Raw genomic sequence first — 12248 nt, forward strand, 5'->3', positions numbered from 1 at the left:
GTTATGAATCCTGACCCTATTGGCCTCCGCGGTTCTCTCCTCGTCGTAAAAAATGAAGAACTCTGGGGCACTTGATTTCCGAACCTTTTGAAGGTTCAGATAGAGGTTTATCCTCAGCGCTGTTGAAAGGCTCCCAAGCTGCTCAAGGTCGACCAGCACCCATTGGCCTGCGAACCTGTTGCGCATGTCCTCCCTGATCCAGGCTGAGAATTGCCATTGCAAGGTTGTCGAATTAGACAGCAAGGCAAATTGTTCGACCATCCCGGCAGCCTTGAGCGCCTGGGCAGCTGCGCGTATTTCGCGCGAGCCCTTGCTGCGTTTTGGACCGACCCGCTCACGCAGGTCGGCACAGCTTGCCCAGATCACCGGACATTCTTCCAGACCTTCGGGTCCGCAGGCCCCGGAAAGATCAAGTTGATGCAGCATCGAGAACACGAGCCTCAATGTCGGCGCGCTGAGATCGAGGCCGAGGATGTGTTCGGCCAGTGGCCATGAAACAACGACCATACCATTATCGAGCGACATAAATTCACCTCCTTCTGCGAGTGGAGGGCGGAAAATAGGTATGTCCGATCTGTGACGGAAATCGCGACACATTCCGCGCTCTTCTCCAACGTATCCGCATCGCGCTCCACGAGGTCCGCAAGTGGATGGGGCGGCACCGCATCGGTGAACGGCAGCTCCGCATTATTGGCGAATAATAATGCCTAACATACTGATTTAATTACAACAAAACAGCCATGAAGTCTGAGGATAGAGAGGATTTTTAGCACTCAGAAAAATCGTTAGAAATCGATACGGAAGAGACCACCTTAGCGACCCTCAGAGCCCTCAAGTCGGCACCAATCAGGTCCGCGGCACCAAGCCTGGACGAGACGTTGAGGGCCATCGAAGCCGCAACGTCTCTCAGGCGCCGTTCCCCCTCGATGGGCTGATCCTCATGTCCACCGAACCGACGCTCCAGGCAGTTTGTGCAACGCACCGCCAGAGCCCAAGCACGCCGAGGGCGCAGCCAACATGACCTTTCTGAGAAATTTCTTCCCTCTCAGCCAATCGTAGCAATCTCATGCGAAGCGTCGACGAACTGACCAGCAACTCCGCTCCGTGACGCCCAATATGCTGAACCCGAAATATGAGAATAAGAATGAAACCCCCTATCCCTTACCATTGCATCAATGCTTATCAACGTTCCAGTTCACTTTGGATCTACATATTTGACCATGGCGGACGTCGGCACATATTGGGCGTCACGCGGACCGAAATCTTTTCCGCTAAGCCATACCTGATGATAAGCCATCACCTTGTTCGCAAAGGATTACCATCTGTGCCGCTTGAAGAAACTTCTCTCAAGGCCCAATATCTCTCGAGTCCAAGTATCACAGTTACTCACTTTAATGATTTGGTAGACCAGCCGCTTCAGATGGGCCGCGCAGTGGCTGCATTTCTCGAAAGGCATCTTCCACTCATCGCGGCACATTTGAATCTTTCTGCCCACGAGGTTATGAATATTACTTCAGAATTCATTTCCAACCTCTCACTTGCAAGGAGATATCGCATGCGCCAGAACTGATATAAATTCGATGATTTCAAATATCGCCCTCAATGCACGAGAAGGTCTGCACCGAATATTCGTGTATGGTGATTAGAAATCAACGGGTCAGAGCAAACTTCCAATGCCAACCTCCGCTGGCAGGAAAATCGCAAGATCGAATTGCACTACATCGTCCTGAACAAGCCCATGTGTAGCGGCTTCGTCGAGAGCTCCAAGAGTTGCCGCTGCGACGAGGGTCGCAACCAGCATCAGTCTGCCAACCTGCGCCATGCCCGAGAGCTGATCGCGGTCTCGCGCACCGATCATGACCATCGCTGGCCCCAAATGAGACTCGACAGGCCTATACCGCAGGAGTGTCACCGACGATCAGTAGAGGACCGAAGCCTGAACAGGGCGAACTAAAGAACGGGAACTATTCGGGGAGCAGGTCAACCCCAATGCTTGACCTGGGAGATTTCGACGCCAGACGCGGAGTCGCTGGCATTTCATCCGGGTGACAAGATCTTCAATGCCGGTTGGATAGGCCGAAACCATTAGGCAGCTTGTCGAAGGCCTGCGACGAGAACTGCATAATACGCCGCATGGCGGGCAACGGAATGCTCAAGGTGGCCGCGTGCATCCCCATTACCCTCAGTTGCTACCTGGCAGTCACGCGCGATACTTGCACTTACCTGTGCAAGTGGCTTTTGGACAGAGGGTGCCATCTTCTCGATCTGAGCCGCCTCCGAGGCAAGGATGGAGGTGAACAGCGTTAGGCCGAGTGCCTCAATCCGCTCGGCATCGAGCTGACCAGAGAGGACCGAACTACTCGGCCATTCGGAATGGTGCGCGACAAGAAGCCGACCCAGCATTCGCACCCAGCCGCCACGCTCGTGCGCCGCGGCCACGGGGCGCTCGGGACTGGCAGCTTCACCGGCAGGCGCGGCATCTGCCAGCAGCGTCATAACGAGGAGGCGAAGGATCGCGGCGTTTCTTATCGACAGCGGGTCCTCCCCAACGATCCGCTCTGAATAGCTTCGGATGTGACCTTCCATGTCAGCTTCGATTTCTCCAGAACGTCGCGCTCGACGCGGGGGAGCGTCGGTCGCTACTATCTCATCGCTCGCACTTTTGGCTTTCTGATCATCCTGATCCGGATCGGGTGAGGTTACGTTCTCGCTGAGCGCAAGATCATTGGCCTCATCCTCAAGGTCGGCGAATTCTTCCACCGTGGATGTGCTGATCGACAGGATGCGGTTCATCTGCCGACGGAGCTCTCCGTAGGCGCTAAAGCGGTCGGCGTCTTCCATTTCCCCCTGCCCTTTCGCATCGTCGAGCGCGAGAAACTCCTCTTCGGTCATGTCGCGATGCTTCTCCTCAGCATCGTCTTGATCCGACGCCTTTGTCTTTCGCGATCCGCCTTTACGACGGGCGCCCTGATCCACCATCGCCTCGAGTTGGGCCACGAGGTCATAGGCGTCGATGTGGATCTGGCCGTAACTCTCGATAGCTTCGAGGAGTTGTCGCTGAGCGCGTGGCATGGAGGGCTCGGCATTGCGAGCCAGCTGCCGCAGGAAACTGATGGGCGCCGGCGCACTCACTACGCCGTCAGGAAAAAGGACGCGGGCTTGTCGCGGTTGGCTGTCGAGATTACCCACCGGGAAATGGAATGGCGGGCTACCATCTTCTGGCGTGAATTGTGCAAGCTCCTGCCTGGAGCTACTCTCGAGGCTGACCAAGCACTCGAAGGCATCAGACCCTTCCGGCGGTATCCATGCTACTCTGCCGCTCTCAAAGGTGAAGGTCCCGCCGTCCCTGACTGGATCGGAGACTTCGATGTCCATCTCGCTGCGAGACCGCAAGCGCAACGCAGATACGGGCATCTCGTGCAAAAGGCAGGAAGAAAGGCCAAGCCTGTCTAATGCGCTGCGCGGGTCTTCCTCCTGTAGGAGACCGGCTTCCGCGTTGCCGCCATGAAGTCCCGCACGGGTAGCGTTCGCCGAGCCCGAGAGAACGTAGTCTTTATTCGTTCCATGGGCGATGATCATCTTGGCATGAAGGCGTCTCTCACCGGCGTCTCTTATATCGGCGCCGGAGTGCAGGCTGGCGTTCTCGACCGCCGCAAGAGCTGCATCGCCGAAGTCTTGCTCCTTGGGGTCGACAACAAGGGAGAGGTGTTCCGCTCCAAGCCGCTCGGCAAGCCCTCGGGCGGAAGAGAGATTGGCATCCCAGAAGGGGGAAACGACCACAAGCTGACTAACCTGGTCCGCCCCCACGAATGCTTCAAAAGACGCGACGACACCGTTGGCAGACTGTTCCGTGATTAAGGCATGGCGCCTACCATCCGGGTCCTTGACGATATCCGCTCGCTCAACCTCTGCCAACCAAGGGCTCCGTTGGCGGGCCCGAAGCATCGCACGCGCGAACGCCTCGTCCTCGTCAGAGGCGTGGTGAGAAAGATAGTCAATGGCAGCGACGATAAGAGGCGCGGCCCAGTTTCTGTCCTCGTCGACTTCGAGGACCGATACCACCTCGAGATTTCCTGCCAACCCGGGGCCGGTAAGGTTCGCCGATCCGAGCATCAGACGGCCCCTATCATGTCCGAGTTGTAGGGTGATCTTGGGGTGAAAGGCGCCGGGAACCGAGCGCTTGGCGAGGTGGTAGTCACGTCCGGCCCGACGCGACTGTCCGATTTCTACAAAAGATCGGTTGACCATGGCGGTGTCCGCAATCACCACCACGTTCTTGCATCCCGCGTGGTGTAGCCCAACAAGCACCGCGTCGTCGAACAGGTCCGGATCGAAGCTGTAAGTGGTAAAGAAGGCCGAATGGTAGCCCGGCTGTCTTAGGACTTGGTCATACCTCATGCACCCTCAAGCTCCTTGGCGCCAGCACCGGTTAAGTGACCATCTACAAGCAGTCCAAGATCCGCGAGGAATTGGATCGCGGTTTTCAAACGTGGCCCGCTGGGGACGACATCGAGCATCCGGCGTGCTTGAAGACGCGCGCCTTCCACCTCGATTACGTATGTGTAGCTTTTCTGCTGACGAAACTTCTTGGCAGCGACCAAGAGGTGACGGCGGATCACACGATCCTTGATGAGCTTTGCCAGGGCATCCCGCGCAGGAAGATGTGCATGGGTCTCAAGCCACTGAAGCTCGGAATGACAGGTCTGGGCAGACGTGCCGGCAGGATAGGACAACGAAAGATCAGCGGTTCGTCCGGACCATATATGACGCAGGCGTGCAACAGGGGTCAGGATTGTGGCGAGGTTGGTATCCTCTTCAAGCATGTCGGACTGAAGCTCCCGAAGTGGCTCACCTGCGCGCGCCTCCTGGAGGGCGTCGAGCCATGCCCCGAGAGCCCCTTGCCCTTCGAGACTCGCGGTAATCTCTTGGGTGATCAAAGGAAGCGGCGCTCCGCCAGGATGTCGCGACACGCGAAGCGTTACCGCTGATAGGAGCGCCTCGTAGCAAACACGTGTCGTGTCTCCCGCTTGGTAGTGCTGCCAGCGCGAATGGCTTTCCCACCGTGGGCTATCGGGATCTGGAGCGGTGTCCATCCAGTGCCATCGCAGGCTTTCTTGGCTTACCCCCTTTTCTGACCTTTCAAGGCCGGCAGCCTGGTCGAGGATGCCGCGAAGCGTATCTCGCCGCGCGGAGTGAAGTGACCCCTCGTTCACCCTGGCAAACAGCAGGTCGCTTAGAAGGGCTGCCTCTTCGCTTTCCGGGTTAATGGCACCGGGCCGGAAGCACGCCAGTATGTTGAGATCCGAACGGGAGATGACCCCACAGGTGGCCGCATCCGCAAAGATTTGCCCTGCCGGGCCGACACTCTCAGCGAAGGCCCGCCCCAGAGCCCGGCCGAACTCGGTAGGAACCGGCTGCCCGTGTTCCCGGCCGCGCCCCAGGAGGCCGATCTCGATCATCTGAGGGGCGTAGATCCCGCTGAAGTCACCACGGAGCGGCGCAAGATAGCGATCATCCTGAGGGGTATCTCGGTCCGTCTCAACGCGGAAATCGATATCTTCAGAAATCCGGACCGCAATTTTCTTTGCCGCTTTTTGGCGACCAGACAGGCCGGTCTCGTCCGTGAGCGCGCTTGGGATCGAAGGATCGTTGGTCGAGGCCAGCGCGTATAGGAACTCGCAGCGCCTAATGTGAAGCAAGAAATCGTCGGGAGTGTATCGCACTCCTCCCCGGGCGTAGCGATCAAGCCACCAGCAATGAAAGCTGTAATAGCGCAGGCGGGTGGTCACCGAGCTGAGGCCAGGCAGGAGCCCCTGGTAACAGACCTCGATCGGCCGCAGCATGGCGAGGTGATCGAGCCCACGCTGGTCGCCGATTTCGGTCCATTGCGCCGCCCAGTCCATTATCCCTCACAATAACAAAACATTCTTTCAGATGGATAGGCAGAAAGTGACCCATTGGTAAAGCCTCCGGCGGTGCGCAGGCCAGGCCAATTGCAGCAACAATAGATCGCGCTGCGCTCGTATCGCCACCGCCGTGAAGCTTCAGTTTTATTTCTTGATCAGACCGAAGTTGCATGAGGGGAACAAAACGCCAGCCCTCGGCGTCTTCGCGCAACCTTGCGGGCACCCCCGGGCGTGACGAGAAGCCGGAAAATTAAAGATTTCGACGAAACTGAGAAGGCAAGAAACGGTCTCGAAAAACCGTTGCTCGCATGTTCGAATATCCACAGAAGCCATAAACCTAAAGAGTAGGCGCCGCAGCGATCGATAACCTTGCGGGTCGTATGGTGCTGCAATCATGGCATCGCCGCCCTGCCACGGCCGCTGGTCGAAGTCGGCCGAATGCAGGCTTTCTCTGCACGCGCGGAGGCGCCCTTGTCGCACGATGACAGTGGACATCCGATGCAGTTCACATCATCAATCCCAGCGTGACCTACACAGACGGCGGACGGACAAATGTTTCGGGTATCGCTGCTCTACGTCGAGCGCAGGACGCGTAAGTCACTCAAAGGTTTGCTCCCTCTCCGCGTCTTCCTCCTGCTCTCGCTCTCGCTCTTGATCCGCAATATTCGCCGCGCGACATAGCAGTTTTTCAGTCGCGGTCACTACCCTTGAATCTTCGAATCTCAATAACTCACTCAACCCGGCAGCTCTCTGTTCAATATGCACCGACCTATTTCCTGACCATGACCTTGGAGTTAGATGAAGACCAAAGTTCTCGATAATCGCCTCCGGTTCCGGGCACATGCGGACGAGCGATCGCGCCTGTTCCGACAACCTCATGCCGCCTTCTTTATCATCCTCAAAAACGGTAATGGCACGGGCCAGAAGTTTCCAACGGCGGACGTCGTTACCCCTACCGCACCAGGCAGCCAGCTCAGCTGCACTAACCGCATCTAAAGGAGCGCGCTCTCCTAAGGAGTTGTCTATCCAGTGGATGTCATCATCCTCTTTCCTTGAAGCATATGCCATCAGTCGCTCCAAGAATGCATCTGGCCGCCACCTCGCTATGACTTGTATTGCCTTCTCGAAATGCGGGAAAAAGCCATATCGCCTTTCCATTGTTGAGAATAGGTCATCCAGCAGTTGCTTCTCCTCTGCATCAGTGCCGCGGTAAGCCAACGCAGAGTTCAAAACCTGTTCGAGATCATAGTCTCTTGTTCCTCCCGGATCGCTATCATCGTTGCCGATTACGATTGCAGCAGCCTGAATAGCCGAAGCTCGCAGCTCTGGACCGAGGGTATCAATAGAGCGATCAGTCCTATGCAGCATCATGCTGAAGGCGCGCAACAGAACAGCTGCACCACCTTCTCGGGCCAATATACTGTGCGCCAGTCGGACCTTAGCCTCCCTGCTTATGGCGGAACAATTGTCCCGCCACAACAAATTATCAACACCCCGCATTTCCAAACCGATAGCGTAAAATACTCGCTCGCACCTCTGAAAGTCTTCGAGTGAAAAGTTGTCGGCCGGGGTTAGTCCTACTATCCTGCGTCGAAGCAACTCGTCTTCAGCGATCTCATCCAATAGTTTCTGGGCCAGTGCTGGCTCTGCCTGAGAAATCTCCCTCAGAATTCCGGAGAGCACGCAATCATCGAAATTTGCGCTGCCTAACGCCTTTATGCGCTCGGTGACTTTTTCCCACAGCAAGCGTCGATTGCTGGACGCTGCCGCCAACCCACGACCGAAAGCAATGCGATTGGGGGCATGGGATTGCTCGAAAAGATCATCAACGACGGCGTCAAACACAGCGGAATCGGTCGCCACGTCCTGACCAAGGCGAAATGCTTCTTCGGCCAAGCGTTTCCCAGAAGCTTCGTATTTTTTTGGATCGTCGAGGTCGAACTCTTCATCCAACGCAAAGAGGCGATGACCTTCCGCAAGAGCGACTGCCCGAACTTGTCCCTCAAGATCTGATGGTGCAAGTAATTCGCCAAGCTTGACCAGTTCCGGGTCGTCTTTCGCGGCTTTTCCTTCTCGGCTTGATCGCGACTTGTCGTAATGAAGCTTGCCCTTCACGGCGCGCCAGCCTTCCAGCCACCCTCCGTCAGCATGCAACCTTCCGGCAAGTTCAATCAGCATGGGACGCATTTTTTCTATGCCCCACAAACCGCTGAATTGAGACGCAATGATACCTCGACACGCTTTTCGATCCGAAACATCGTGCGAAAACGCCATCTGATCTGCAATGGTCAGAAATCTCGAAAGCCAAGCTATTGCCTCTTCGCCAAAAGGTCGGGCACCATAATCACGTGGACGCGCCCCGAACTCTGCCAAAATGGTGTTCTCAAAACTTCCAGTCTTAAGGCTTGAAGCCAAGCAATCGAGAGCCAGTCCGTGCCTATCGCCATCGGCCATACACGCTTCAAGCACATCAACACGTTGCTGAAGCGTTGCATGGGTTCCTGACCCACGGATCTGGAAGAATGCCTGGACACGCTTTCGAGCCCCATCTTGGCGAGCCTCTCTACCTTCCTCATCGGCAATTTCGAGGAGCAAAGAGACCGCCCTGTCAAACAGCTCTGGCTCATATGCGACCTTGCTGATCAGTGAAATCGCGCGCCGAACTTCCGTTCGCTTGTAGATGTCTTTTGCCCCAGCAAGGATTTCAGCCTTTTGGCTTTCGAAGCATTGCAGAACGTTTTCGCAGTCGATCGGAGCGATGTTCTCGAGCATAACAGCGCCAAGCTCATTGAGCTGCATGGCTTTGTGTAGAAGACCATCTGGCTGAAGCCATCGCCTTGAGATTTCTCGCGCCTGAGGGCTTGTATGTAGAAAACCAATCCTTCGGCTGAACGATCTCAACAGTCGTTCTCTGGCATTTCCTTCGAACGTCCGTAAAACTTCGTCAACCGGGATGTGCTGCAACGCATCGGCTGCCAACCGGTTCGCAATAGCGTGGGGCAAGACTGCGCGCCACCGACCCCGTTGTTGAGCGATCTGACGTTCGAGCAAGGTGTTTGAAGCCCGTGCCATTCTCCGGGCGCTCACCTCACAAAGGTCACCCAAGACAGCGAGTTCGTTTACACCCTCTTCGTCTTCTGCCGTTGAAAATGAGTAGACCAAGGAAAGGACTTCAGCCTGTTCACGAAGGTTATTGTCAGACTCGTGTCTTTGTTCGAACAATCTCTCGAAGAGTTCTTCGTCGGACAAACCAGCCAGACTGACGTTCTCGGGCAGAGCATCGGCGAGAGCTAAGGCAAGTCGAGCATTTCCGCCTGAGAAATCCGCAATACGCCGCGCATTGAGACTGCCAAGCTGAGGATATCGCCTTGCGACTAATTGCTCAGTGATTTCAGTTCCGCGCGCGGTCAATCGCACCACTTCAGTGGTTTGCGGCGTGTCATCACGGATGTCATATTCAATCGTGATCAGCTTAATCTCTGATTTCGTGCGAGCGATCCGGTTAACTATGAGTTAATGTTCATCTCTTGCGCAATTATCGAGAACAAGTATCGCATCTCTATTCTCGGCCACCAGTGTGTCAACTATCACGGTTGCCGAGGGCTCCACGCCGAAGCCGATGTCTCCGTAAATCACCTTGGTGCGATCGAGGGGATCAGTTTCAAACCCTTCCTCAAACAGCGCTTGAACGAACCGGGTTTTACCAACCCCTGACAACCCTGCCACCCTGATAGACTTTGAAGAGGTCAAAATCAGATCATGGACAGCGGGGATTCCTTCTACCAATGGTAGATCGGCGTTCTTTCCGGGGAGCGAGAGATATAGCCCCTCTCCGACGATCAAGGTATCGTCGGCATCAGGTGGGACGTTCGTCCAACGCTCAAATGGCCGCCACCCAGAGAGCGTTGTTCCCAAGGCGCGGCGAACCCACAGTTGGACGGAAACATGTTGACGAAGCCACTGATGGAGAGTGGAGCGATCAAAAAAATCCAACGCAACGGAGCCTGGGGTGACAAGCTTGTCCACCTCTTCAGACATGAGGTTACGTCGTTCTGTCAGCTTGGCAGGCGCAAGGTCATCTTTTAGACTGACGATAACGTATGCGCCCTGAGATATAGCCAACTCTTGAAATAGATCTTTGCTGGTGTCCTTACCTGAGATCTCTTTCTTGATGGCTGCCTGTGCCATAGATGGCACTTTGGCCTGGTAGACCGTGTCCCTGCGCCTAATGAAATCTCCCACAAAGGTCGGCTCTTTGACAGTTACGCGAACGTCGATACCGCCATCTGCCGCTGTGAGACTTCCACCCCAACGAACGCTGCTAACCGCATGGCCTTTTGCCGCGATTTCAGCCTCACAAAGGCGTGCAATTAGCTCCTCTAACTGACCATCATCAAGGCCAAGAAGATCATCTTTTTCAATCTCGAAAATTGGCATCTTTTCTATACGCCCCACTCAAGTAAACGGCCTTCAAATTGACAACTTTGGCCCTGAAGGAGGGTGCGCAACTGAGGAATATGGGACACATTAAAAATTTGATTATGTTCTTGAGAGGTAAGGGCCGTCGAAACCCTACAGTGCTGAAAACGCTACTGTAAAGACGTTGCCAAGTCCGCGAGCGGCAGAAGTGTGATCGCGGCGCCGCACGTCGGGAGCTCCCGCTTCTTCCTCGCTGCGCATCTTGCAGGGATCGTCTCGCTCGTAGCACAATAGGGGAAAATGAGGGGCGCGCGCCGGAATATTTGAAATGCAGAAGCTTTCCCACCAACAATCCGGCAATCTCGGCGAGGTCCTCGCCCTCGCGAAGCTAAATTCTTTAGGGATCGCGGCCTACGCCAGCCCCGAGGGAGCGCCGGGGCACGACCTGATCGCTGTGGTGGATGGCTTGGCGCAATCAATCGAGGTGAAGACCCGTCAGTTCCTCGAACGGCCAACCGAGATTTCGCGCTGGCCGGTCGACATGGCTACGAAAGGTGATGCTGACTTTTTCCTCTTTGTTGAGCTCGATCTGCGAACACTCTCACCGACGTTCTATCTCTTGACGAATGAACAGGCACGCGCGACGCACCGCCTCTCGAAGGGGCTCGGGAACTGCTATCCCTCGCACGTCCGCAAGGCTTCTGCGGCAAACGACTTCTCTCCGCTTCTCGCCGCAGGTGCGCCTCATGCGCGGACGTAGATATCGGCCGTCCCTCAGAGGACTTAGCACAGCCTCGAACGCCATGACCTATCGAACATTGCTGCACGCAAGTGCAGACGGCTGCTTCGGAGAAACTGCGCCGCAGCGAGGTCTGCCCTCGCCAACGTCCGGTTTGGGCCGAAATACTCATGAAAGTAGATAGGTGCCTGCATTAGTAAGCCGAAAACAAAGCTCTCCTTCGCAATGGCACGCTTCGAGAGCACCTGCCCTTACCAGCGCTTTGATCACCCATTTGTCTGGACGATAATGGGCTTGATCGTTAAAGGCAAATGCAGCGGGAAAGGTGTTTAATGGAAGATCAATGGAAGTCTGCGATGCAATATGCCGATAGAGGCGCAATGCAGAGCGCTTTCGATCTTGGGAAATGGACTCGGTTTTTCCTTCCGACATCCACCAGTCCATGCGCTGCGCACCTCCGGGTCTTCGATTGATGGAGATAGGCTTACTTGAGCCACTATAGTCACTTTCAATAATACGCAGGGCTTCGGACGAGGCCGCATTGATGTGCATAATAGTCCTTTCCACGCAGCAATGGATGTCACCTGTTCATAGTAAGGCTGCACCACACTTATTTCGCAAGCCCCATTGGCAGGTTCCGGGAAGCCGCAGCGCAAAATTTCCAAGTAGATGGATGGCAACTGCGGGTCGCTCGCGTCATGCGGCCCCGCCAAGGTTGCAACGTGACACGCCGCGCTGCCGCATGTCCGCTTCGAGTCCTGAGAGACCTCCGCAAGTATCGGCCGATTCCAAACTTTCGCTGAGCGCCCGAATGAATTACGCCTCGATCGCGGAAACATACATCCTGCCAAGCCAACCCGGAAAGCGCAGGCATTATCGAACTGTGAATAGCGACCGTGACTTCGCGGCGCTCCGATCACGAAAAAGCTACCTCATGATTGTGGAGAATATATCGACAGACGCGCATCTAACGATCAGCTGATGGTGAGAATCATTAACAGTAGAAGGTTGCCGCGCCCCACGACAATATGCTTTCCAAGCGAGGCTTGGCGTGATCTGAACCTAAAATATTTACGACTTCGTGGTCGCCGATTTTTTCTCGCAAATGGGACAGTATTGCTTCTTGAGAACGCAATATTTTCCGTGCTTCGCTTAGACCACCGACCGGCTTTGTTGCACAAATC

At 55.5% G+C, this 12248-nt stretch carries 11 protein-coding genes; 4 read left to right on the plus strand and 7 right to left on the minus strand.

The window, feature by feature from the left end:
- Positions 1–525, minus strand: a 525-nt coding sequence (locus KO516_RS23075) for a hypothetical protein (RefSeq protein ID WP_216006142.1), incomplete at its 3' end; no start/stop codon positions are given.
- Positions 526–1144: 619 nt separating this feature from the next.
- On the opposite strand from KO516_RS23075, the gene KO516_RS23080 reads away from it, so the two are divergent.
- Positions 1145–1570 (plus strand): hypothetical protein, encoded by a 426-nt coding sequence (locus tag KO516_RS23080; RefSeq protein WP_216006143.1) that lies wholly within the window; start codon positions 1145–1147, stop codon positions 1568–1570.
- 168 nt (positions 1571–1738) lie between these two features.
- Positions 1739–1954 (plus strand): hypothetical protein, encoded by a 216-nt coding sequence (locus KO516_RS24855; protein ID WP_371742143.1) that lies wholly within the window; start codon positions 1739–1741, stop codon positions 1952–1954.
- Positions 1955–2085: 131 nt separating this feature from the next.
- Here the strand turns inward: KO516_RS24855 and KO516_RS23090 are convergent, their stop codons facing one another.
- Positions 2086–4398, minus strand: a complete 2313-nt coding sequence (locus KO516_RS23090; protein ID WP_216006145.1) for a hypothetical protein — start codon at positions 4396–4398, stop codon at positions 2086–2088.
- Positions 4395–5903: a hypothetical protein gene (locus tag KO516_RS23095; protein ID WP_216006146.1), complete on the minus strand. Its 1509-nt coding sequence runs from the start codon at positions 5901–5903 to the stop codon at positions 4395–4397. Before KO516_RS23095 ends, KO516_RS23090 begins: the two co-directional genes overlap by 4 nt.
- A 397-nt stretch (positions 5904–6300) precedes the next feature.
- Between KO516_RS23095 and KO516_RS24860 the strand changes: the two genes are divergently transcribed.
- Positions 6301–6561 (plus strand): MOSC domain-containing protein, encoded by a 261-nt coding sequence (locus tag KO516_RS24860; RefSeq protein ID WP_371742142.1) that lies wholly within the window; start codon positions 6301–6303, stop codon positions 6559–6561.
- On the opposite strand, the gene KO516_RS23100 is transcribed toward KO516_RS24860, so the two are convergent.
- Positions 6504–9317: a hypothetical protein gene (locus KO516_RS23100; RefSeq protein WP_216006147.1), complete on the minus strand. Its 2814-nt coding sequence runs from the start codon at positions 9315–9317 to the stop codon at positions 6504–6506. The genes KO516_RS24860 and KO516_RS23100 overlap by 58 nt on opposite strands.
- 102 nt (positions 9318–9419) lie before the next feature.
- Entirely contained in the window at positions 9420–10343 is a 924-nt protein-coding gene (locus tag KO516_RS23105) for a hypothetical protein (RefSeq protein ID WP_216006148.1), read from the minus strand.
- A 310-nt stretch (positions 10344–10653) separates the two neighbouring features.
- Between KO516_RS23105 and KO516_RS23110 the strand changes: the two genes are divergently transcribed.
- Entirely contained in the window at positions 10654–11085 is a 432-nt protein-coding gene (locus KO516_RS23110; protein ID WP_216006149.1) for a hypothetical protein, read from the plus strand.
- A 147-nt stretch (positions 11086–11232) separates the two neighbouring features.
- Here the strand turns inward: KO516_RS23110 and KO516_RS23115 are convergent, their stop codons facing one another.
- Positions 11233–11616, minus strand: coding sequence for a hypothetical protein (locus tag KO516_RS23115; RefSeq protein WP_216006150.1), 384 nt, complete (start codon positions 11614–11616; stop codon positions 11233–11235).
- 442 nt (positions 11617–12058) lie between these two features.
- The coding region (locus tag KO516_RS23120; RefSeq protein ID WP_216006151.1) for a hypothetical protein at positions 12059–12248 on the minus strand (190 nt) is incomplete at its 5' end.

The organism is Citreicella sp. C3M06, assembly GCF_018860705.1.
Lineage (GTDB): Bacteria > Pseudomonadota > Alphaproteobacteria > Rhodobacterales > Rhodobacteraceae > Salipiger.